The sequence below is a fragment of the Neorhizobium sp. AL 9.2.2 genome, assembly GCF_013317225.1.
Taxonomy (GTDB): Bacteria; Pseudomonadota; Alphaproteobacteria; order Rhizobiales; family Rhizobiaceae; genus Neorhizobium; species Neorhizobium soli.
The window spans coordinates 151859-174948 of record NZ_JAALXU010000008.1; the positions used below are offsets into that span (position 1 = coordinate 151859).

Annotated in this window: 23 protein-coding genes; 7 read left to right on the plus strand and 16 right to left on the minus strand. The window is 60.7% G+C overall.

The window, feature by feature from the left end; all coding sequences use genetic code 11:
• Positions 1-3: 3 nt before the first annotated feature.
• The 9 genes from G6K99_RS17620 to G6K99_RS17660 form a co-directional block, all read right to left on the minus strand.
• The gene (locus G6K99_RS17620; RefSeq protein ID WP_174197324.1) at positions 4-744 is read right to left on the minus strand and encodes a nucleotidyltransferase family protein; all 741 of its coding nucleotides are present in this window, start codon (positions 742-744) and stop codon (positions 4-6) included.
• Positions 745-760: 16 nt separating this feature from the next.
• The gene (gene tsaE, locus G6K99_RS17625; protein WP_174197325.1) at positions 761-2278 is read right to left on the minus strand and encodes a tRNA (adenosine(37)-N6)-threonylcarbamoyltransferase complex ATPase subunit type 1 TsaE; all 1518 of its coding nucleotides are present in this window, start codon (positions 2276-2278) and stop codon (positions 761-763) included.
• Positions 2275-4866 carry an ATP-binding protein gene (locus G6K99_RS17630; RefSeq protein ID WP_174197326.1) on the minus strand — a complete coding sequence of 864 codons (2592 nt, stop codon included), beginning with the start codon at positions 4864-4866 and terminating at the stop codon, positions 2275-2277. Before G6K99_RS17630 ends, tsaE begins: the two co-directional genes overlap by 4 nt.
• A gap of 207 nt (positions 4867-5073) precedes the next feature.
• Positions 5074-6474, minus strand: a complete 1401-nt coding sequence (ahcY, locus tag G6K99_RS17635; protein ID WP_062462971.1) for an adenosylhomocysteinase — start codon at positions 6472-6474, stop codon at positions 5074-5076.
• Positions 6475-6634: 160 nt separating this feature from the next.
• Positions 6635-6913, minus strand: coding sequence for an HPr family phosphocarrier protein (locus G6K99_RS17640; RefSeq protein ID WP_062462974.1), 279 nt, complete (start codon positions 6911-6913; stop codon positions 6635-6637).
• A gap of 17 nt (positions 6914-6930) precedes the next feature.
• Positions 6931-7332, minus strand: a complete 402-nt coding sequence (locus G6K99_RS17645) for a PTS sugar transporter subunit IIA (protein WP_174197327.1) — start codon at positions 7330-7332, stop codon at positions 6931-6933.
• A gap of 127 nt (positions 7333-7459) precedes the next feature.
• On the minus strand, positions 7460-7927 hold the full coding sequence (locus G6K99_RS17650; protein WP_062577137.1) for an HPr kinase/phosphorylase: 468 nt from the start codon (positions 7925-7927) through the stop codon (positions 7460-7462).
• Entirely contained in the window at positions 7924-9714 is a 1791-nt protein-coding gene (locus G6K99_RS17655; RefSeq protein ID WP_371816226.1) for a stimulus-sensing domain-containing protein, read from the minus strand. Before G6K99_RS17655 ends, G6K99_RS17650 begins: the two co-directional genes overlap by 4 nt.
• 112 nt (positions 9715-9826) lie before the next feature.
• The gene (locus G6K99_RS17660) at positions 9827-10552 is read right to left on the minus strand and encodes a response regulator transcription factor (RefSeq protein WP_092665285.1); all 726 of its coding nucleotides are present in this window, start codon (positions 10550-10552) and stop codon (positions 9827-9829) included.
• A 347-nt stretch (positions 10553-10899) separates the two neighbouring features.
• On the opposite strand from G6K99_RS17660, the gene G6K99_RS17665 reads away from it, so the two are divergent.
• From G6K99_RS17665 to G6K99_RS17675, 3 genes are all read left to right on the plus strand, one after another.
• The gene (locus G6K99_RS17665) at positions 10900-12510 is read left to right on the plus strand and encodes a phosphoenolpyruvate carboxykinase (protein ID WP_174197328.1); all 1611 of its coding nucleotides are present in this window, start codon (positions 10900-10902) and stop codon (positions 12508-12510) included.
• Between the two features lie 106 nt (positions 12511-12616).
• On the plus strand, positions 12617-13051 hold the full coding sequence (arfB, locus tag G6K99_RS17670) for an alternative ribosome rescue aminoacyl-tRNA hydrolase ArfB (protein ID WP_174197329.1): 435 nt from the start codon (positions 12617-12619) through the stop codon (positions 13049-13051).
• 26 nt (positions 13052-13077) lie between these two features.
• Positions 13078-13689: an alpha-ketoglutarate-dependent dioxygenase AlkB gene (locus tag G6K99_RS17675; RefSeq protein WP_174197330.1), complete on the plus strand. Its 612-nt coding sequence runs from the start codon at positions 13078-13080 to the stop codon at positions 13687-13689.
• Between the two features lie 40 nt (positions 13690-13729).
• On the opposite strand, the gene coaA is transcribed toward G6K99_RS17675, so the two are convergent.
• Genes coaA through hisB form a run of 7 tightly spaced genes read right to left on the minus strand, consistent with a single transcriptional unit; the run spans position 13730 to position 18361 of the window.
• Complete coding sequence (gene coaA, locus G6K99_RS17680) at positions 13730-14698, minus strand: type I pantothenate kinase (protein WP_371816230.1); 969 nt, start codon at positions 14696-14698, stop codon at positions 13730-13732.
• Positions 14699-14730: 32 nt separating this feature from the next.
• On the minus strand, positions 14731-15051 hold the full coding sequence (locus G6K99_RS17685; protein ID WP_062462998.1) for a phosphoribosyl-ATP diphosphatase: 321 nt from the start codon (positions 15049-15051) through the stop codon (positions 14731-14733).
• A gap of 24 nt (positions 15052-15075) precedes the next feature.
• Positions 15076-15852 (minus strand): imidazole glycerol phosphate synthase subunit HisF, encoded by a 777-nt coding sequence (gene hisF / locus G6K99_RS17690; protein ID WP_174197331.1) that lies wholly within the window; start codon positions 15850-15852, stop codon positions 15076-15078.
• Complete coding sequence (hisA, locus tag G6K99_RS17695) at positions 15849-16592, minus strand: 1-(5-phosphoribosyl)-5-[(5-phosphoribosylamino)methylideneamino]imidazole-4-carboxamide isomerase (protein WP_174197332.1); 744 nt, start codon at positions 16590-16592, stop codon at positions 15849-15851. The genes hisF and hisA overlap by 4 nt, the downstream gene beginning before the upstream one ends.
• Before the next feature lies 1 nt (position 16593).
• Entirely contained in the window at positions 16594-17244 is a 651-nt protein-coding gene (gene hisH / locus G6K99_RS17700) for an imidazole glycerol phosphate synthase subunit HisH (RefSeq protein ID WP_092665229.1), read from the minus strand.
• Positions 17244-17732: a DUF2628 domain-containing protein gene (locus G6K99_RS17705; protein ID WP_174197333.1), complete on the minus strand. Its 489-nt coding sequence runs from the start codon at positions 17730-17732 to the stop codon at positions 17244-17246. Before G6K99_RS17705 ends, hisH begins: the two co-directional genes overlap by 1 nt.
• Before the next feature lie 20 nt (positions 17733-17752).
• Positions 17753-18361, minus strand: a complete 609-nt coding sequence (gene hisB, locus G6K99_RS17710) for an imidazoleglycerol-phosphate dehydratase HisB (protein WP_062463073.1) — start codon at positions 18359-18361, stop codon at positions 17753-17755.
• Positions 18362-18574: 213 nt separating this feature from the next.
• Here hisB and hslV point away from each other — a divergent pair, with 213 nt between their 5' ends.
• The 4 genes from hslV (at position 18575) to G6K99_RS17730 (ending at position 23066) form a co-directional block, all read left to right on the plus strand.
• The gene (gene hslV, locus G6K99_RS17715; protein ID WP_062463013.1) at positions 18575-19102 is read left to right on the plus strand and encodes an ATP-dependent protease subunit HslV; all 528 of its coding nucleotides are present in this window, start codon (positions 18575-18577) and stop codon (positions 19100-19102) included.
• 74 nt (positions 19103-19176) lie between these two features.
• The gene (gene hslU / locus G6K99_RS17720; RefSeq protein ID WP_062577159.1) at positions 19177-20484 is read left to right on the plus strand and encodes an ATP-dependent protease ATPase subunit HslU; all 1308 of its coding nucleotides are present in this window, start codon (positions 19177-19179) and stop codon (positions 20482-20484) included.
• A gap of 199 nt (positions 20485-20683) precedes the next feature.
• Positions 20684-21619, plus strand: coding sequence for a DUF1402 family protein (locus G6K99_RS17725; protein ID WP_174197334.1), 936 nt, complete (start codon positions 20684-20686; stop codon positions 21617-21619).
• A 43-nt stretch (positions 21620-21662) separates the two neighbouring features.
• The gene (locus G6K99_RS17730) at positions 21663-23066 is read left to right on the plus strand and encodes a cytochrome P450 (RefSeq protein ID WP_062577161.1); all 1404 of its coding nucleotides are present in this window, start codon (positions 21663-21665) and stop codon (positions 23064-23066) included.
• The last annotated feature ends 24 nt before the right edge of the window (positions 23067-23090 follow it).

The following is a 23090-nucleotide window of genomic DNA, read 5'->3' on the forward strand; positions in this document are numbered from 1 at the left end:
CGATCAGGCCCCCGCTTTGTGGCGGGCGATCACGGCTTCGGCTTCCGGCAGCGCTTCCGGCGTGCCGACAGTGATCCACTCGCCATCCATCACAAGGCCGAACAGCCGATCGTTCTGGATCGCACGGTCGAAATAGATGTTGAGATTGAAGGCATCGTCAGGCGCGTCGTCGAGAAGCGACGTGTGCATGACGATCGCGCCCGCATAGACGACCGGGTTATCTTCGCCTTCAACGTAACGCGAAAGCCGGCCGTCGGAGGACAGCTGGAAATCCTTCTTGCCGTTGTGTCCGGTGGTGCGCTCCAGCGGCACGCAGAGCAGCGCCATATCCATGCGCTGCGGATCGAAAAACCCGGCCAGTCGCTCAAGATTGGTGGGCGCGCCTGCCTTCTCCCCGATCCAGAACAGGTCGGCATTCATGACAAAGACAAAGCCGGGTTGAAGCAGCGATAAGCCCTGCTTCAACCCACCACCCGAGTTCATCAGTTGGGCCCGCTCGTCGGACACGGTGATCTCAAGGCGCGGATAGGCGGCGAGATGCGCTTCCATCCGGTCGGCGAAGTGATGGACGTTGACGACCGCATGCGTCACGCCGACGTCGGCCAGGGCATCGAGCCCGTAATCGATCATCGGCTTTCCGGCAACGGGCACCAGTGGCTTCGGCATCGTCTCGGTGATCGGGCGAAGCCGGGTACCGAGCCCTGCCGCCAGCACCATAGCCTGCGAGATCGGGGCGTTGGTCATGTCCATGCAACCGTATTTATGATTCGGGAAGCTCTATACCAGCCCTGTGGCACCAATCGCGCAAGGGCGCGAGTGCTTCATGCGCGAGTGCCGTCGAAAGATGGCGCAATGTTCGCGGCATATGCTTCATATAGTGCGGCTTGCCGTCGCGTTCCCGCAGCCGAACCCAGAGACCGGCAAGCTTGCAGTTGCGCTGTGCCGCCATGATCGCCCAGGATTTCAGGAAACCCGCTTCGTCAAATCCGCCCAGTGCGCGGCGCAGCGTCAGGTAGTCGATCATCATCTGATCGGCCAGAACCTTGGGAATATCGACGCGGGCGTCCTGGACCAGCGACGCGAGGTCGTAAGCCGTCGGGCCGATCATCGCATCCTGAAAATCGATCAGGCCCACCTGGTGCACGCCGGAGGCTTGGCTACGCCAGATGATGTTCGGGGAATGAAAATCGCGCAGCAGCAGGTTTTTCTCCGCGCTTCCGAGCTCTGCGATCAGCCCGTCCCAGATCGAGAGATACTCCTCTCGCTCGTCCGCTCCAGGTTGCCCGCCGCGCTTCCACGGCAGATACCAGTCAAGAAGAAGCCGTGCTTCCATCTTCATCGCGACCGGATCGAAATCCGGGATGTGATGCGTGTGGGAGCCGTCGACGGGAAGGTCCTGCCGGATCTCATGGCCGTGCAAATAGGCCAGCGCCACGACGCTTTCGCGGTAGCGTTCGCCGATCGGCTGCCCGTCTTCGTCGAGCACACCATCTTGGCCGAGGTTCTCGATGAGAAGAATGCCTTGGTCGTAATCCACGGCAAGCACCTCAGGGGCGCAAAGGCCGATGCCGCGCAGGTAATCGGAGATCGCCACGAACGGATAGGCATCCTCGGCGATATGCGCCACTTTCGGATAGGGCTTGCCGTCGAGAACCGGCGGACCCTCGGGCCGCTTCGGCCAGTCCATCAGGATCACCTTTTCGGCTGATTCGGTCAGAACGGTTTCATAGGCCCGCATCGAGGCATCGCCGGTCAGGAACCGGCGTCGGCCATCGGCATGACCGTGAGTGCGCAGAAACTCGCGGATGGCGATCACCCGGCGAATGCGGGCAAGGGCTGCTTCCGGTGCCGTAATCGTCGCCCGTCGGCCGCTCGTCTCATGCTCGAGCGTCAGCGTGATGCGATCCGCGGGCAGGAGGTCGCCGCCTATTTCCGGCCATTCGACAAGGCAGATACCGGAAGAAAGCGCTTCGTCGAAACCGAGTTCGTCGAGCTCAGACGGATCGGCCAGCCGATAGAGATCGAAATGCGCCACGGGAATGCGCAGTTCATAGATCTGGACCAGCGTGAAAGTGGGGCTTGGCACTTCCAGATCGTCCTGGTCCGCCATGGCCCGAAGAAAGGCACGCGCCAGCGTCGATTTGCCGGCGCCGAGATCGCCCGAAAGCGCCAGGCAGTCGCCAGCCTTCAGCGCCAGCACCAGATCCTCGCCGAACAGAATTGTCTCGGCCTCGTCGGTCAGTGCCACGACAATGCTATCGCCAGGCGCAGCGATCATTCGGCCGCGACCGAACGGGCCCGCGATCCGACCGGAATGCGGCAGGTAACCACCGTTCCCTGTCCGGCCCGGCTGTCGATCGAGACGTCCCCGTTGTGGAGGGTGACGAAGCTTTCGACGATCGAAAGACCAAGGCCAGCACCGCTGCGCTTGCCGCCCTTGGCGTTCGCCTTGAACCGGTCGAACACCGTTTTCAGCATGTCAGGAGGAATGCCGGGGCCTCTGTCAGTTACCGAGAAGAACACGTTGCTCTCGTCGCGCCAGCAATTCAGCGAGATTGCGGACCCCTCGGGCGCAAAATTGGTGGCGTTCATCAGAAGCTTGATCAGGATCTGCTTCAGCCGCTGCTCGTCGGCAAACACGGTTCCGAGTGCCGTCGGCGCGATGATTTCCAGCGTCACCGTATTTTCGTGGAGCCGGTCGGCGATCTGCATCGCCACGTCGTCCAGAAGCTCGTCCACGGCCAGCTGCGAATAGTTCAGCTGCATGATGCCGGCATCGACGGTCGCAAGATCGAGAATGTCGTTGACGATTGTGAGAAGCACCGACGACGAGGTGGAAATATGGTCGATATATTCCGCCTGCCGATCGTTCAGTTCACCCATGCCCGGCGTCTTGAGGAGATCGGTAAAGCCGATGATGTTGGTCAGCGGCGACCGCAACTCGTAGGAAACGTGCTGAACGAAATCGTTCTTCAGCTCGTCGGCCTTCTGCAGCGCCTCGTTCTTTTCCTTGAGTGCCCGCTCGGCGCGCGCGCTGGCCGTCATGTCGACGAAGGTGAACATCGTCTGGGCATTGGGCAAAGGCGTCGCGGCATAGTCGAGGATGAGGCCTGAATAGAGCTCGAACGTTCCCTGTATCGAGGCCCGTTCGTCATCGAAATTGGTCAGCATCTGCCCGAAATGACGCCAGCCGTCCGGCTCGTCATAGGATGGCGCGCAGGCTTTCTCGATCGCCTTGATATGGGTGCCCGGCTTTGTCTCGTCGGCGGTCACGCCCCAGAGCGCACGGAAAGCGGGGTTGGACAGTGTGATTCGGCCGTCCGGGCCGAACACGGCCACGCCTTCTGCAAGGTGGTCGATCGTTTCGCCCTGAACCTTGACCAGCGTGTTGTAACGGGTTTCGAGATCGACCTGTTCGGTGAGGTTTTCGAACACCCAGGTGGCGCCGCCGCGAGGGTGCGCGGTGGCGATGACGCGCAGCGTCTGGCCGTTCGGCAGATGCCAGGTATCGGTCTTGGTATCGAGCGCCTGGTAGATCGACAGCGCCGATTCCTTCCAGTTGCGCCAGCTGAGCTCTTCCGGCAGCTTGCCGTTGGCGCGCAGCTTGTCGAGCAGTTCGGAATTATCCGGCCGCGATTCGAGGAAGGGCAGGGAAAGGCCCCACAGCTGGACGAAAGCCTGGTTGTAGAATTGCAGCCGCCGTTCGCCGTCGAAGATCGCGACGGGTGTCGCGAGATGGTCCAGCGTTTCGGCGTGGCTGTTGAGCGTCCGCTTCAGCTCTTCGCGCACCGATTCGGCTTCCGACACATCGATCGCAATGCCGACGGAACCGTTCGTTGCCACGACATCGACAACGTCGAACACGGTACGATTGCCGCGCACGACAGTGGAGATGCGGTCGTGGAAAGGCGAGTTGGCTGTTGCGACGGCGCGGATTTTCTCACGCGCGATCGTGCCCAGGAATTCGCGGCTTTCGTCAACGGCCTGCGTCGGAACCTTGGCTTCGACGGCATCGCTATAGGCGTGGTTGACCCAGGCAAGCCTGCCCTGTGCGTCGCGCTGCCAGACCGGCTGTTCGATCGTGTCAAGCAGCGAGTGGAAAAGCGAGATGGAGTGGGTCAGCCGTTCGCGTTCGATCTTCAGTTCGGCAAGCTCGGCGCGCAGGTTGTTGAGCGCGATAAAGCGGACAAACGCCTTTCCGCCCGAAACGCGGCCCTGCACTTCAAGGATTTCGTCGCGGTTGGTTTCAAGAACCAGATCGAAGCTGCGGGCTTCGCCGCGCAGAGCGTCGATCGCCTTTTCCAGCTCGATTGCCGAAGAAGAGCGCAGCCAGCGGCCGAAGGCGAGAAAATCGCGATCCTGCTGCGGCGCACCGGTTTCAGCCGGCAACTGGCCCAGGAACTCAGGTTTGGAGTAGCCGCTTTCCCATACCACGATGCGGCGGTTCTTGTCGGCGATCAGCGCTTCGTACTTGGAAATCCGCTGCTGCGCATCCGAAAGCGCGCTGCGCATATCCTGGGTTTCGGCTTCCATGTTGCCGCGCTGGCGAACCAGCCAGACGGCCGACAGCAGGGCAGCCCCCAGCGCGCCAAGCACCAGCGACGACCAGATCACCTGGGTCGACGAGAACATGTGCGGACCGACCGTGCCGGCCTCCTGTGCATGCGCCATCCCAGCCACGCCTGAGAGCACCGTCCCCGCCAGGAACGCTGCAGCCGGACGTGCCAAGCTCACCGGCGCAAGCCGGGCAAGGTCTTTCTTCCACCGCCCATTTGCCGCCTCTTTGCAGGCGTCCAGGCCGCAGCTCATCGCCACGCCACAAATGAGATCGGCCTGCTTTCGCAGGCTCGTTTTTCTTACCGACATGACCGGTCTGTCTCCGTCCAATTGCCGCTTATCGACAAGACATACCACATCGCACCTTGCCCGAAGCCGGAGGCCCGAACGAGTACGAATCAAGAGCTGTAACAATACCTGCCGCGGCAGAGAGCGGGAAGGCGCGGGGCCAAAAAAGAAGCCGCAGCCTTTGTCAAGGCTGCGGCCACAAGATGTTGTGGATTGTTCGGCTACGGATCAGTAGCGGTAGTGTTCAGCCTTGAACGGACCCTGCGACGAGACGCCGATATAAGCAGCCTGTTCGTCAGAAAGTTTGGTCAGCGTCACGCCGAGCCTTCCGAGGTGAAGACGGGCAACTTTTTCGTCGAGGTGCTTGGGCAGGATATAGACCTCGTTCTTGTACTCGCCCTGCTTCGTGAACAACTCGATCTGGGCCAGCGTCTGGTTGGTGAACGAGGCGGACATGACGAAGGACGGATGGCCGGTAGCATTTCCGAGGTTGAGAAGGCGACCCTCCGACAGAAGGATCATCCGGTTGCCCTTCGGGAACTCGATCATGTCGACCTGCGGCTTCACGTTGGTCCACTTCAGGTTCTTCAACGCCGCAACCTGGATCTCGTTATCGAAATGGCCGATATTGCCGACGATCGCCATATCCTTCATCTCGCGCATATGCTCGATGCGGATGACGTCCTTGTTGCCGGTAGTGGTGATGAAGATATCGGCCGAGGCGACGACGTCTTCGAGCACGACGACTTCAAACCCGTCCATGGCAGCCTGCAGGGCGCAGATCGGATCGACTTCAGTGACCTTGACGCGAGCACCGGCGCCCTGGAGCGAAGCAGCCGAACCCTTGCCGACATCGCCGTAACCGCAGACGACGGCGACCTTGCCGGCCATCATCACGTCGGTGCCGCGGCGAATGCCGTCGACCAGCGATTCCTTGCAGCCGTACTTGTTGTCGAACTTCGACTTGGTGACGGAGTCGTTGACGTTGATGGCCGGGAAGGGCAGCAGGCCCTTCTTGGAAAGATCATAAAGGCGGTGAACGCCTGTGGTGGTCTCTTCGGTCACACCCTTGATCGCATCGCGCTGCTTGGTGAACCAGCCTGGCGAAGCGGCAAGACGCTTCTTAATCTGCGCGAACAGGATCTCTTCTTCTTCCGATGTGGGCACGGAAAGAACGTCCTCACCGGCTTCGGCACGGGCGCCGAGCAGGATGTACATGGTGGCGTCGCCACCATCATCGAGGATCATGTTGGAGAAGCCGCCATCCGTCCACTGAAAGATCTTGTCGGTGTATTCCCAGTACTCGGTGAGCGATTCACCCTTCACGGCAAATACCGGGATGCCGGACGCTGCAATGGCAGCAGCGGCATGATCCTGGGTCGAGAAGATGTTGCAGGAGGCCCAGCGAATGTCGGCGCCGAGTTCCTTCAGCGTCTCGATCAGAACCGCCGTCTGGATCGTCATGTGCAGCGAACCGGAGATGCGGGCGCCCTTGAGCGGCTGCGATGCACCGAATTCCTCGCGGCACGACATCAGGCCCGGCATTTCGGTTTCGGCGATGTCGAGCTCCTTGCGGCCGTAGGCAGCAAGTTCGATATCCGCGACGATGTAATCCTTGTCAGTGCTCATAAAGCTCTCCGCGTGGTGTGTCGAAGGCAGGGGAACGGATTTCCGTTCATCCGGGCGTCGACGAAAAATCTCGCCAGCGGTGTAACAGGCTTGAGGCTGACTTGCAACTAACACATAAAGACGTCTTTATATGTTTATGTCCGTTCGGTTGCTATGGTTATCAAGCTTCTTCGCCGAACTTGTTGGCAACGAGCGCCTCCAGAGCGTCGAGCGCTTCAACAGCCTGCGGGCCGCTTGCGGAAACCTCGATCGAACAGCCGGTGCTGGCGGCCAGCATCATCAGGCCCATGATGGAATTGCCGCCGACTGTCGATCCATCCCTTGAAACCTTCACATCGGCTTCGAAACTTTCCACCATCTGCACGAACTTGGCCGATGCTCGCGCGTGGAGACCACGCTTGTTGACGATTGTGAAATGCCGTGGGGCAAGGGGAGACATGCGTTTGCAGTGCTTTCTTATTTTCCGCTGAGCACGCGGCTTGCGACGTTGATATATTTGCGGCCGGCCTCGGAGGACTCGATCAGCGAGCGCTCCATGTTGTTGTCGCTTCGGACGCCGGCAAGCTTGATCAGCATCGGCAGGTTCATGCCAGCGATGACCTCCGTCTTGCCGCTTTCCATCACCGAGATCGAAAGGTTCGACGGCGTACCGCCGAACATGTCGGTGAGGATGATGACGCCGTATCCGTCATCGGCCTTCGCGACCGCATCGACGATATCCTGCCTCCGCTGGTCCATATCGTCTTCGGGGCCGATGCAAATGGTTTCGATGAATTTCTGAGGTCCGACGACGTGCTCGACGGCCTGTCGAAATTCCTCAGCCAGCTTGCCATGAGTGACAAGCACAATTCCGATCATGAAAACTGCCCCCTGCTATGGAAACTTGCGGCCAATATCGCAACGCAATACAGGCGTCCAGCGGTGGGGAGCCATCTTCGCCATGTCCGCATCAAGTTCAAGTTAAAAAATCGCGAGCCGGATTGGGTCAGAAGGGTCGCTCCCCTCGAAATGCCGGGAAAAGGCCGGAAAGCGCGGAAAGTGGCTCCGGAAAGAGCGACCATAATCTCACCAGTGGAATGTCTCCGAGACCCGAAAGCGCAAAGCGTTCGTTGTCCGGCGGATACCGTTCGTCGTTCGGAGACGACAGGACGCGCACGGCAAGATCGAGGGCAGCTGACGGGGCGGAGTCTACTTCGATAATGCCACTGCCGCGCAATTCGATGAGGCCGGCGATCGTCTGCGGCCGGTGTGCGACGAGGCGATCATTCTCGCGCGAGACGAACACCTGATCGTCGGCCACCAGCGCCGAAAAGACGCCCTGGCGTCTGGCGGCACTCAGACAGGCAAACGCCAGCATGGATTTGCCGCTGCCGGAAGGACCGGTGAAGAGGATGCCGCGGGTCCCGACGACGATCGCCGTTGCATGGATATTGACCCGTTGCGTATCGCTCATGGCTCTTCGCCCGAAGGAAGCGACAGCGTGAAGCGCGCGCCCTTGAGCATCTCCGTCTGCGGATCGACAAGGTTTTCCGCCTGCAGGGAGCCGCCATGCGCCACGGCGATCTGACGGCTGATCGACAGTCCCAGGCCCGAATTCTGGCCGAAGCTCTCGCCATCGGGGCGATCGGTGTAGAACCGCTCGAAGATGCGATCGATGTTCTCGGCCTGAATGCCCGGACCGTTGTCATCCACGGTGACGACTACCTTGTCCTTGACCCGGGCGAGGCGGATGGCAATGCGACCGCCTTTTTCAGGCACGAAGGAGCGGGCATTTTCGATAAGGTTGGTGATGATCTGGCCAAGCCGCAGGTCGTGGCCGTTGACGAGGTAATTCGGTTTCTGCCCGCCCTTCGCATCGATGACCAGATCGATCTCCACCGGTTTGCGGCCGGTGCGGATCTGTCTGGAAATATCGACGAGGTTGCCGAGCAGCGTATCCATGCCGACAGGTGCCGAATCGGTCCGGGCAAGCTCCGCGTCGAGCCGGGATGCATCGGAGATGTCGCTGATCAGCCGGTCGAGGCGGCGGACGTCGTGGAAAATGATATCCGTCAGCTTCTGTTTCGAGGCCTCGGACTTGGCGAGCGGCAGCGTCTCGACGGCGCTGCGCAACGACGTCAGCGGGTTCTTCAGCTCATGGCTCACGTCGGCTGCAAAACTTTCGATCGCGTCGATGCGGTCGTAGAGCGCGTTGGTCATGTCGCGCACCGCGATCGAAAGGTTGCCGATCTCGTCTTGGCGGTAGGAGAAGTCCGGGATCTCTTCACGCTGCTTGGCGCCGCGACGCACCCGAACGGCAGCGGCCGCAAGCCGGCGCAGCGGATTGGCGATGGTGGAGGATAGAAGCAGCGACAGGAGGATGTTCACGAGCGTCGCCACACCGAAGACGCGCATGATCGCCAGCCGCTCCGCATGCACGATCTTGTCGATATCGCCGGCCTGGGTGGAAAGAAGCAGGACGCCGAGCACGGCACGGAACCGCTGGACCGGGACTGCGACGGAAACGATCAGTTCGCCGCGATCGGTAATGCGCACGACCGCGCCGCGAACGCCGGTGAGCGCGTTCATCACTTCCGGATAGATCGAGCCATCGCCGCCGGGCGCTTCCTTGTAGGTCGGCAGGTTGCCGGGCTGCAGCATGCGGTTGAAGAGGCCGGCAACCCATTCGCTCCATGTCTGCGACTGATCTTCAACCGGCGGCAGATCGAAGCGCAGCACCTGGCCGCGCGAATAGAGGTGGCGCGAGTCCAGCAGCAGGTTTGCGTCTGCATCGAACAGTCGGGCGCGGGTGCGGGTCGGCGAGATCAGCCGCCGCAGCACGGGCGCGACCCGCTCGGGGTCGATCGGGAAATCGAGGTCCTCGTCGTTCGGCACCGGCGTGATGCTCTGGCCTGCCTGCAGTTCGAGAAGCTTCTGCGGATCGATGGTGATCGAATTGGTATCGACGGAGGCCGAGGCAGAGATTGCGCCGGCAATGATTTCACCCTGGGTCAGCAGGCTCTCGACGCGGGCATCGATCAACCCCTCGCGAAACTGGTTGAGATAGAGGATGCCGGCGACGAGAACGACGGTCGCCGCGATGTTGAAGAACAGGATGCGGCGGGTGAGGCTGGAAAACACCGCGTGGCCGAACACCCGGCGAATGAGCGTGAACGGTCGCGACCAGAAGCGCCGTGAGGCGCGGCGTATTCCGGCACTCGCGGGTCTGGTCGTTCCGGTTTCATGCAATCGGTCTGCCACGTGCAGTCCTTCCAGAGAGCTTACAGTCTAAGCCCTGTGCCGCGGCGGCTTCAAGTTACGCATCCGCACGATCGAATTCTTAGAGGCTCCCGGGTCTCGGAGCTGGCAACCGTTACGCAGCCTCGCGGAATCGGTAGCCCACGCCGTACAGCGTCTCGATCATGTCGAAATCCGTGTCAACCATCTTGAACTTCTTACGCAGGCGTTTGATGTGGCTGTCGATGGTGCGGTCGTCCACATAGACCTGTTCGTCATAGGCGGCATCCATCAGCGCGTCACGGCTTTTCACGACGCCCGGACGCTGCGCCAGCGAATGCAGGATCAGGAATTCCGTGACTGTCAGGGTTACCGCTTCGCCCTTCCAGGTGCAGGTGTGGCGTTCCTGGTCCATCGCCAGCTGGCCGCGTTCCAGTGTGCGGGCCGCCAACTGGTCCGGGGTCGGCTTGACGCCGCCACTTGCCTGCTGGGCTTCTCGTGCGCTGGAGCGGCGCAGGATCGCCTTTACGCGCTCGACCAGCAATCGCTGCGAGAACGGCTTGGTGATGAAATCGTCTGCGCCCATCTTGAGCCCGAACAGCTCGTCGATCTCTTCATCCTTGGAGGTGAGGAAGATCACAGGCAGATCGGATTTCTGTCGCAGGCGTCGCAACAGCTCCATTCCGTCCATGCGCGGCATTTTGATATCGAAGATGGCCAGGTGCGGGGGGCGGGCGATCAGCCCGTCGAGCGCGGAGGCGCCATCGGTATAGGTTTCGACCTTATACCCTTCGGCTTCCAGTGCAATCGACACCGAAGTCAGGATATTGCGGTCGTCATCTACGAGCGCGATTGTCTGCATTCTCTCCGTCTCCATCGTCATATAGGCGCATCTCCTGGATGTCCCCAGCCAGAATTGGCGAAAGCCATGCGCTTCTTCAGTATAAAGGTGGAACAAATTGTGGCAACGCCAAGAGGCGCACGGTCGGTAGGGACCTTTGTCCCAATGAGCCAAACACAGTCTGCAGGTCGTGAAAGACCCCCAGAAACGGCGAACAGAAAACCCTCGTAAACCGATTTAATCGAGAATAAAATTTTTTAAATCGATTAAATAACTGATATTATTACGCTATTTCAGAATTATCTTGCCCTTTTTAAAAACCCGCTCTAGGTTCCGCGCAGGTTCAATCCACAAAAAGGAGCGCGCGTATGGAGCAGTTTGGACTTCACAACCCATCGAACGGGCTCGCAGACATCGGTCTCGGCAATGCATCGCGTGTGAATTACAATCTCAGCGAAGTCGAGCTTTACGAAGAAGCGATTCGCCGGGGCGAAGCCGATCTGACGATCGACGGCGCGCTTCGGGCTCGCACCGGACAGCATACCGGCCGGTCGCCCAAAGACAAATTCGTCGTCCGCGACGCCGGTACCGAAGACAAGATCTGGTGGGACAACAACAAGCCGATGTCGCCCGAGCACTTTGCCGTGCTGAAGGCTGACATGCTGGCCCATGCCAGCGGCAAGACCCTGTTCGTCCAGGATCTGATCGGCGGCGCCGATGAAGCAAACGCGCTTCCGACCCGCGTCGTCACAGAGCTTGCCTGGCATGCGCTGTTCATCCGCAACCTCCTCATCCGCCCCAAGCGCGATACGTTGGAAGGTTTCGAACAGAAGCTGACGATCATCAACCTGCCGAGCTTCAAGGCCGATCCCGCCCGTCACGGCTGCCGCTCCGAAACCGTGATCGCCTGCGATCTGGAAAACGGCCTCGTGCTGATCGGCGGCACGTCCTATGCCGGCGAAAACAAGAAGTCGGTCTTTACCGTCCTCAACTATCTCCTGCCGGCCAAGGGCGTGATGCCGATGCATTGCTCCGCCAATGTCGGCAGCGAAGGCGATACCGCCGTGTTCTTCGGCCTTTCGGGCACCGGCAAGACCACGCTTTCGGCCGACCCGACCCGCACGCTGATCGGTGACGACGAGCATGGCTGGGGCGAAAACGGCGTCTTCAACTTCGAAGGCGGCTGTTACGCCAAGGCGATCAAGCTTTCCGCCGAAGCCGAGCCCGAAATCTACGCGGCAACCCGCCGTTTCGGCACGGTCTTGGAAAACGTCGTTCTCGACGACAACCGCGTTCCCGATTTCGACGACAATTCGCTGACGGAAAACACCCGCAGTGCCTATCCGCTGCATTTCATTCCGAACGCGTCGGAAACCGGCCTCGCGCCGCATCCAAAGACGATCATCATGCTGACGGCAGATGCGTTCGGCGTGATGCCGCCGATTGCAAGACTGACCCCGGAACAGGCGATGTACCACTTCCTGTCCGGCTACACCGCCAAGGTGGCTGGCACGGAAAAGGGTGTGACAGAGCCGGAAGCAACGTTCTCCACCTGCTTCGGCGCACCGTTCATGCCGCGTCATCCAGCTGAATACGGCAACCTCCTGAAGGACCTGATCGCCAAGCACGGCGTCGATTGCTGGCTGGTCAACACCGGCTGGACGGGCGGCGCATACGGCACCGGTCGTCGTATGCCGATCAAGGCCACCCGCGCGCTTCTGGCCGCAGCCCTGAACGGCAGCCTCAAGGATGCCGAGTTCCGCACGGATGCCAATTTTGGCTTTGCCGTTCCGGTCGCCGTCGACGGCGTCGAAACGTCCATTCTCGATCCGCGTTCGACCTGGTCCGATGGCCAGGCCTACGACAACCAGGCAGCCAAGCTGGTCTCGATGTTCATCAAGAGCTTTGAGAAGTTCGAAGACCATGTCGATAGCAAGGTCCGCGACGCAGCACCTGGCCTGAAGATCGCCGCCGAGTAATCCTTTGGTCCCAGCTGGACCTTAAGGATTCACGTGGAACATTATAGCCGTCGGCTCTCCTTGAGCCGGCGGTTTTCTTTTGCTCCGGTTTGTGGGAAATACGGCCATGGCCAGCAATCCTCTCGAGATCAACACCCGCATCACCATCGCCGGATGGGAGCTCACCGAGCAGTTCGTGCTGGCGGGCGGTCCGGGCGGCCAGAACGTCAACAAGGTCTCGACGGCGGTCCAGCTGTTCTTCGATCTCGTCAATTCCCCGTCGCTGCCCGAACGGATCAAGGAAGCCGCGATCAGGCTTGCCGGCCGGAAGGTATCCAAGGACGGCGTGCTGATGATCGAGGCCAACCGGTTTCGAAGCCAGGAGCGCAACCGCGAGGATGCGCGCGACCGGCTGAAGGAACTGATCCTCAAGGCCGCCGAGCCGCCACCACCACCGCGCCGGAAAACCAAGCCCACCAAAGGCTCGGTCGAGCGGCGGCTGAAAGCAAAATCCGGCCGCTCCGATGTGAAGAAGATGCGCGGCAAGCCCAGCGGCGACTGACCGCGCAGGCCGACGGGAGGAACGATATGGCGACTTTGGCAAACGGCATCCGGCATCTGCCGGATTATCTGAACCGCGTCGCCCAGGAACGTCTGGTCGAGGTCATCCGCGGCATCGTCGCCGAGGCACCGCTCTACGTCCCCGCTATGCCCGGCACCGGGAAACCGATGTCGGTCCGGATGACGAATTGCGGCACACTCGGCTGGGTGACGGACAAGGAACGCGGCTATCGTTACCAGGAGGCCCATCCGCAGACGGGCAGACCGTGGCCCGCCATTCCCTCGGAACTGATGGAGCTCTGGGAAAACCTTGCCGGCTACGACAAGCCGCCCGAGGCATGCCTTGTCAATTTCTATTCAGACGACGCGAAAATGGGCCTGCATCAGGACAAGGACGAATCAGACTTGACAGCGCCGGTCCTCTCCATCTCGCTCGGCAATACCTGCCTGTTCCGGGTCGGCGGGGTCGATCGCAAGGATCCGACAGGCTCCTTCAAGCTCTCGAGCGGCGATATCGTGGTGCTGGGCGAGGAAGGGCGGCTGGCGTTTCACGGGGTCGACCGGATCTATCCCGGCACGTCGACGCTTCTCAAGAACGGCGGTCGCATCAATCTGACACTTCGAAGGGTCAATAGCTGACGATCGAAGATCCATCGCGTGATGGGTATCGATCGACAGCCTACAGTTTTCTCAAAGCCACCGTTTCGATGAAGTGGTCGCGACCCTTGCGGAGAATGATATCCGCACGCGGCCGCGTCGGGATGATGTTCTGGCGCAGGTTCTTGAGATTGATGTTTTCCCAAAGCCCTTCTGCGACGGCCATCGCCTCCGCTTCACTGATTGCCGCATACTTGTTGAAGAAGGACGTCGGCTCACGAAACGCCGTCTGCCGCAGTTTCATGAAGCGCTGGACATACCACTGGTGGATCTGCTCTTCGTCGGCATCGATATAGATCGAGAAGTCGAAGAAGTCAGACACGATCGGCACGATCTTTCCGTCAACAGGCAATGCCCGCGACTGCAGCACATTGATGCCTTCGAAGATCAGGATGTCGGGACGGTCCACCAGCGTGTATTCGTCCGGCAGCACGTCATAGGTCAAATGCGAGTAGCGCGGCGCCTTGACGTTTTTCTCGCCGGCCTTGATTGCCGAAAGAAACCTCAGGATCTGGCCGATATCGTAGCTTTCCGGAAAACCCTTGCGCTGCATCAGGTCTTCACGCTGCAGCACAGCATTGGGATAGAGAAATCCGTCGGTCGTGATCAGATCGACCTTGGGACTTGCAGGCCAGCGGGCCAGCAGTTCCTTCAGAACGCGTGCGGTGGTCGACTTGCCGACCGCGACCGAACCGGCAACGCCGATGATGAACGGCGTCTTTGATACATCCGGCAGGGTCAAAAAGCGGTTGCGCTGCCGGTAAAGCCGTTGCGAGGCCTCGACATGGGTCGAAAGCAGGCGCGACAGCGACAGATAGATGCGCCGGACTTCGTCGATGTTGATCGGGTCATCCAGCGAGCGCAGCCGGGCGATTTCCTCGGCCTTCAGCGTCAGCGGTGTATCGGCCCGAAACTTCGCCCATTCCTCGGCGGTGAAGTGGTGGTAAGGCGAGTAGTATTCCGCGTTCACACCGCTATCCGGGATATCCACATCATGCTTTTCAGACGTCGAAACGATGTTCTTCAAGGAGCTCGGCTCGCCTTTTCCTGCAGGCCGGTCTGGCCTGTCCTGCGCTGAAGTTCAGCGAGCACATCCTGCAACGGGATGTCGGCAATGTTCAATACGACCATAAGATGATAAAGAAGGTCGGCACTTTCCGACACGAGATCGTGCCGATCCTGCGCCACCGCGGCGATCACGGTTTCCACCGCCTCTTCGCCAAGCTTCTTGGCAGCCTTGGTCTGGCCGGCCGCCACGAGCTTGGCGGTCCAGGATTCCTCCGGCGGGGCTTTCGCGCGCTGCGCAACGATCTTCTCGAGATCGCCGAGGGTAAATTCACTCAAAACCGTCTCCTCCCGTCCCGAATGTCAGTCGAGCCGCATGGCAATGCCATGGTCGGCCATATAGCGCTTTGCCTCGCCAATCGAATAGGTCCCGAAGTGGAAAATCGAAGCGGCAAGAACGGCCGTGGCGTGGCCCTCTTTCACGCCCGCAACAAGATCGTCGAGCGTGCCGACGCCGCCCGAGGCGATCACGGGAACGCGAACCGAATCGGCAATCGTGCTGGTCAGCGCCAGATCGTAGCCGATCTTCGTGCCGTCGCGGTCCATCGAGGTCACGAGCAACTCGCCGGCGCCGCGTTCCACCATCTTTCGCGCAAACTCGACGGCATCGATCCCGGTTGCCGTGCGGCCGCCATGGGTGAAGATCTCCCAGCGGTCGCTCTCGCCGGCGGAGGACACCCGCTTGGCATCGATCGACACGACGATGCACTGGTTGCCGAACTTGTTGGCAGCTTCGTAGACGAAATCCGGATTGTTCACGGCAGCGGAGTTGATCGAAACCTTGTCGGCCCCAGCCAGCAACAGCTTGCGGATATCGGCAATGGCGCGAACGCCGCCGCCGACGGTCAGCGGCATGAAGCAGTGTTCGGCGGTGCGCGCGACGACGTCGAAGATCGTGTCGCGATTGTCTGACGAAGCAGTGATGTCGAGGAAACAGAGCTCGTCGGCACCGGCGGCATCATAGGCCTTTGCGGCCTCGACCGGATCGCCGGCATCGATCAGGTCGACGAAGTTGACGCCCTTGACGACACGGCCGTCCTTCACGTCGAGGCAGGGAATGACACGGGCTTTGAGCGTCATGCGGCTTCTCCTCTCGCGGCGCGAATCAGCGAAAGCGCTTCGTCAGGATCGATACGGCCGTCATAGAGCGCCCGCCCGGAAATCGCGCCTTCGAGACGGGCTGCATCCGGTTGCAGCATGCGGTGGATATCGTCCATCGAGGCAAGACCGCCCGACGCGATGACGGGAATGGAAACTGCATCCGCCAGTTCCAGCGTCGAGGCCCAGTTGATGCCGGCCAGGATCCCGTCGCGGTCGATATCGGTATAGATGATCGCCGAAACACCGGCGCCTTCGAATTTCTTCGCAAGCTCGATGACGCCGAGCTCGGACGCCTCAGCCCAGCCTTCCACCGCCACTTTGCCACCCTTGGCATCGATGCCGACGGCGACCTGGCCCGGAAACTTCTCGCATGCCTCGATGACGAGGGCAGGATCGCGCACCGCAACAGTGCCGAGAATGACACGCGCCAGTCCGCGGCTAAGCCACGCTTCGATATGCTCGAGCGTACGGATGCCGCCGCCGAGCTGCACCGGGTTCATCGTTGCCTTGAGGATCGCATCGACGGCCGCGCCATTGACGCTTTCGCCGGCAAAGGCACCGTTGAGGTCCACCACATGCAGCCACTCGAAACCCTGGTCCTCAAAGGCCTTAGCCTGGTCGGCAGGGTCCGGATTGTAGACGGTCGCCTGCTCCATGTCGCCAAGCTTGAGGCGCACGCACTGGCCGTCCTTGAGATCGATAGCCGGGAAAAGAATCATGTTAGGGCTTCCAGCGCAGGAAGTTGGAAATCAGGGCGAGGCCGAGTGTCTGGCTCTTTTCCGGATGGAATTGCGCCCCCACCATGTTGTCGCGTCCAACGAAGGCCGTCATCGCGCCACCGTATTCCGTCGTGGCGATGACGTCGGAAGGGTTTGCGGCGGCGAGATGGTAGGAGTGCACGAAATAGGCGTGCAGTCCGTCCGGTCCGGTCGGAATGCCATCGAACAAAGGATGCGGGTTGACGAGCTCCAGCGTGTTCCAGCCGATCTGCGGGATCTTCAAGCCGGGATCGGACGGCGTCATCTCGACGACGTCGCCCTTGATCCAGCCGAACCCTTCGCTGGTGGTCTTTTCGAGCCCGCGCGAGGACATCAGCTGCATGCCGACGCAGACCCCGAGGAAAGGGCGTGCGTTTGTCTCGACGGCCTCGATCAGCGCCTCGTGCATCCCCGAAACGGCATCGAGCCCGGCCCGGCAATCGGCATAGGCGCCGACGCCAGGAAGAACGACGCGGTCAGCCGAGGCGACGGCATCAGGCTTGTCGGTGAGGTCGATTTCAGCGTCGATGCCGGCCTCGCGAGCGGCGCGTTCGAAAGCCTTGGTAGCGGATCGGAGATTGCCCGATCCATAGTCGATGATTGCGACGCGCATCAGCGTCCTCCGTGATCGAAAAGTCCGGCGCCGGAACTTTGCCATCCGGCAGCGGCGGGGAAAGGGGTGTTCGTCTGTGGCGCCCACTCGGAAAGACTAGGCATGGCCTTCGGTTCAGGCTGCGGCAGATTGGAGAAATACATTTCCTCGGCCGTGCTTCTGTCCTGCGCAAACACGACAGTTTCGAGCGTGTAGCCCCGGCGCTGCAGCGACTGCGAATAGAGATGCCGGCCTTCCAGCGCAACGATGAGGTTCATCGCAAAGCCGAGCAGCCAGCCACCGATCGCAAAACCCGGCATGGTCGAAAGAATGCCGCTGCCGATCTGGATGACGAGGGCGACCGCGCCGGCAATCCACATCCGGTGCCAGAACAGCCAGATCCAGGAAAGCATGAATGCCGGCCAGGAAAAGCCGTCCGGCATGATGATGGTGGAACGGTGCTCCCTGTCGGGGCCATTTTTCGGCGTCAGAACGAGATAGCTTCTCAAGGATGAAACTCCTGGAAGCGTCAGGCAAGCGTACCCTTGGTCGAAGGAACGCGATTGGCCTGCCGCGGATCGATTTCTGTCGCGATGCGCAACACGCGCGCCACGGATTTGAAGCAGGTCTCGGCGATATGATGGTTGTTGGCGCCGTAATGGTTGAGAATATGCAGCGTGATCCCGGCATTCTGGGCCAGCGCGTTGAAGAATTCCCGCACCAGTTCCGTATCGAACGTGCCGATCTTCGGTGCCGAAAAGGAAACGTTCCAGACCAGGAATGGCCGGCCCGACACGTCGACCGCAGCTTTCGTCATCGTTTCGTCCATGGCGAGATCGAGCGAGGCATAGCGCGCAATGCCGCGCCGGTCGCCTAGCGCCTTGGAAATGGCCTGGCCAATCGCGATGCCGGTGTCTTCCACCGTATGGTGATCATCGACATGCAGGTCACCCTTTACGTCGATCTCCATGTCGATCAGCGAATGGCGCGACAGCTGGTCCAGCATATGGTCGAAAAACCCGACGCCCGTCGAAATCTTCGACGTGCCGGTGCCGTCAAGATTGACGGAAACCGAAACGGAGGTCTCGTTGGTCTTGCGGGAAACGCTTCCCGTACGTGTGGCTGTCGTATCGCCCATCAGGTCACCCATGCTTATTATGCGCGCTCCATATCAGGCGGCAGATCAAATATCCAGCAAAAGCACGGCCGACGCGCGGCCGGTACGCTGTGCTGTTTCGGCAAGATTGTATTCGGCGGATGCCCACTTACATAGGGCTCAACGGAGCCGCCATGAACGTCGCTGGGGCTCGCAATCGAAGGCGCCCTCCAGGGGCTTTTAGAGGTAGATGAAATGACAACGATTATTACGGTCCGAAAGGGCGGCAAGGTGGTGATGGCCGGTGACGGTCAGGTGAGCCTCGGCCAGACGGTGATGAAGGGCAATGCCCGCAAGGTGCGCCGCATCGGCAAGACCGGTGATGTGATTGCAGGTTTCGCCGGCGCCACGGCCGATGCCTTCACGCTTCTCGATCGCCTCGAAAAGAAGCTCGAACAGTATCCCGGCCAGCTGATGCGCGCCGCCGTCGAACTTGCCAAAGACTGGCGCACCGACAAATATCTGCGCAATCTCGAAGCGATGATGCTGGTTGCCGACAAGTCGATCACGCTCGCCGTCACCGGCAACGGCGATGTGCTGGAGCCCGAACACGGCACGATCGCCATCGGCTCTGGCGGAAACTATGCCTATGCGGCGGCGCGCGCGCTGATGGACACGGACATGTCGGCCGAAGAGGTTGCCCGCAAGGGGCTCGATATCGCGGCCGATATCTGCGTCTACACCAATCACAATCTCGTCGTCGAAACGCTCGACGCCGAATAACGCCATCCCAGCCAGAGGATCTCTCACGGGCCGGGCCTGACAGGACGGTTGACGAGGGACGCCAAGAGGAACTCATGACTAATTTTTCTCCCCGGGAAATCGTTTCCGAGCTCGATCGCCACATCATTGGCCAGCACGACGCCAAGCGCGCCGTTGCCATTGCGCTTCGAAACCGCTGGCGCCGTCACCAGCTAGATGAGAGCCTGCGCGACGAAGTCATGCCAAAGAACATCCTGATGATCGGGCCGACCGGCGTCGGCAAGACGGAAATTTCCCGTCGCCTGGCAAAGCTCGCGGGCGCTCCCTTCATCAAGGTTGAAGCCACCAAGTTCACCGAGGTCGGCTATGTGGGGCGTGACGTCGAACAGATCATCCGCGATCTAGTCGAGATCGGCATCGGCCTGATCCGTGAGAAAAAACGCACCGAAGTGCAGGCGAAGGCGCAGGCAAGTGCCGAGGAGCGCGTGCTCGATGCGCTCGTTGGATCGACGGCCTCTCCTGCCACCCGCGACAGTTTCCGCAAGCGCCTGCGCAGCGGAGAGCTTGACGAGAAGGAAATCGAGATCGAGGTGGCCGATACCAGTTCGGGCATGCCCGGCTTCGACATTCCCGGCATGCCGGGCGGCAATATCGGCGTTCTCAACCTCTCCGACATGTTCGGCAAGGCGATGGGTGGGCGCACCAAGAAGGTCAAAACCACCGTTGCCAAGTCCTACGGCGAACTGGTGCGCGACGAATCCGACAAGCTGATCGACAACGAGGTGATACAGCGCGAAGCCGTGCGTTCGGTTGAGAATGACGGCATCGTGTTCCTGGACGAGATCGACAAGATCGCTGCCCGTGACGGCGGCATGGGCGCCGGTGTTTCACGTGAAGGCGTGCAGCGCGACCTGTTGCCGCTTGTCGAGGGCACCACGGTCTCGACCAAATACGGACCGGTGAAGACCGATCATATCCTGTTCATCGCTTCCGGCGCCTTCCACGTGTCGAAGCCGTCTGACCTTCTGCCGGAGCTTCAGGGTCGCCTGCCGATCCGCGTTGAACTGAAGCCGCTGACGAAGGAAGATTTCCGCCGCATCCTGACGGAAACCGAGGCAAGCCTGATCCGGCAGTACAAGGCGCTGATGGGCACGGAAGATCTGGCGCTCGACTTTACCGATGACGCGCTCGACGCGCTGGCCGATGTCGCGGTGCATCTCAACTCCACCGTCGAGAATATCGGTGCTCGCCGGTTGCAGACGGTGATGGAGCGCGTGCTGGACGAGATTTCCTTCACCGCGCCCGATCAGGGCGGCACGGCGATCACGATCGATGCCGAATATGTCCGCAAGCATGTCGGCGATCTCGCCAACGATACCGACCTGTCGCGTTACATCCTCTGACCTTGAATTCGTGGCAGCCGGGCAACGACCGGCTGCTGCTCGCCTTGGCAGTGACGCTATTTTGAATGCCACTCTCTCGACATTACAGCATCTCTTCACGTAAGGGTGACGCGCTTTCGTGATGCGCCGCTCTCCCCCGCCTGACTGTTTCGGCGTCTGGAGCGTTATCAGTGCAGACCGTAATTGGGACACGACAATTTTGAAACGCCTTCTGCTTGCATTTCTGATGACCGTCACATGGACGGCCGCTTCCACGACCTACGCGGCCGCGGTGACCATCGTGCCGGAAGGCAACCGCAATACGGTGCAGCCGAAAGTGCCGGGTGCCTCCGTGCGCCGAACCCGCGCCGGCCGCACCACGTTCGACGACAAGTATGAAAAGATCCGCGATCTGCTCGCAACCGACAAGAAACTGATCGGCAAGATCAGATCTGCGGCAGCGGCCTACGGCTTCGATCCGATCCATATCGTCGGCGCGATCGTTGGCGAGCACACCTATAATGTCGATGCCTATGACCGGTTGCAGACCTATTACATCAAGGCTGCCGCCTATGCCGGCAACAGTTTCCGCTTCGGCTACGACGACGAATCGATCAAGGATTTTCTCGACCGCCCGCAATTTGCAAAATGCAGCACGGGGCTCGACTCCTACCGTCTCTGGACCTGCCGGGAAAATGTCTGGGAAGACGCTTTCCGGGGACGCAAGGTCGATGGCAAGGCGTTTCCGGACAATCGTTTCAGCGCGGTCTTCTTCCAGCCCTTCTATGCCGGCCAGACCTTCGGCCTCGGCCAGCTCAATCCGCTGACGGCGATGATGTTTTCAGACACCGTCGCCCGCGTTTCCGGTTACCCGAAGCTGGACGAGAACAAGGCATCGGAAGTCTATGACGCGATCATGGACCCGGACAAATCGCTCGCCTACATGGCGGCGAACATCCGCCGTTCGATCGACGACTACAAGACGATTGCGAATGTCGATATCTCCCGCAATCCCGGCATCACAGCCACTCTCTATAACACCGGCGGCTCGGCACAACGGGCGGCAGCCTTGAGGGCGCGCGGCGGTTTGCCGGAAGAGAATTATTACGGCTGGCTGGTCAACGACAAGATCGCCGAGTTGAAATCGCTCTTCTGAGTTCTGATATGTTCTTCATCTCTTAAAGATGAGGACCCTTCATATGGACATGCGCCCCGAACCTTTCGTGCCACCGGCACCGGAGCCGCGCACCGTCCCGCCGTCGCGGCTGGAAGTCATCCGCACCGTGATGCGCAATCCGCTCGAACTGTGGGGAAAGCCGTCCTACACGCTTCCCTGGATCGAGACGAAGTTCCTCAAGGAACGCACCCTCATCGTCAACGATCCGGGCCTTATCCGGCACATTCTTGTCGATAATTCCGCCAATTACGAGATGTCGGAGATCCGTCAGCTCATCCTGCGGCCGATCCTGCGTGACGGATTGCTGACGGCGGAAGGGCCCGTGTGGAAGCGCTCGCGCAAGGCGATGGCACCGGTGTTCACGCCGCGCCACTCCCGCGGTTTTGCCGGCCAGATGCTGGCGAAGTCGGAGGAGTATGTCGAGAAGTATGCGGCCGACCATCCTTCGGGCGCGGTCCACGACATCTCGGTCGACATGACGGAACTTGCGTTCGCCATCCTTTCCGAGACACTGTTTTCCGGCGAGATCGTCACCGAGAGCGAGAAATTTTCCGATGACGTCGACAGCCTGCTGCATCGCATGGGCCGTGTCGATCCGATGGATCTTCTGCGCGCCCCGCCTTGGGTACCGCGCGTGACGCGGATCGGTGGCCAGCGCGTGCTGGACAAGTTCCGCAAGGTCGTCGCCGATACCATGATCCAGCGCCAGAAGCGGATCCGCGAGACGCCGGATGCCGTACCGCAGGATTTTCTAACATTGCTGCTGCAGCTCGAAGGGCCCGACGGCCTGACGATGGCCGAAATCGAAGACAATATCCTGACCTTCATCGGCGCCGGCCACGAAACGACGGCGAGGGCGCTCGCCTGGACGCTGTATTGCGTCGGCCAGTCGCCGCATGTGCGCGATGCGATGGAAACGGAGATCGATCAGGTCTTGAGCGAAGGGGCCGAACCGGTCGACTGGCTGGAGAGAATGCCCTGGGTGAGGGCCGCTTTCGAGGAAGCGCTGCGGCTCTATCCGCCGGCGCCCTCCATCAACCGCGCGGCAATCCGTGGCGATCGCTGGACCAGCCCGACGGGCGAGACCGTGACCATCGATGCGGGCGTGACGGTTCTCGTCATGCCATGGACACTGCATCGGCATGAACTCTACTGGGAAAAGCCGCGCGCCTTTATGCCCGAACGCTTCCTTCCGGAAAACCGTGGCAATATCAATCGCTTCCAGTACCTGCCGTTCGGAGCGGGCCCGCGCACTTGCATCGGTGCCGTCTTTGCCATGCAGGAGGCGGTGATCGCGCTTGCCGTGTTGATGAAGAGCTACCGGTTCGATGTGGTGCCGGGCACCAAAGTCTGGCCGGTGCAGAAGCTCACCACCCAGCCGCAGGACGGAATACCCATGAAGGTGGTCCGTCGGCGCTCCACGTGAAACACCTCTTGAGGGTGGTCCATA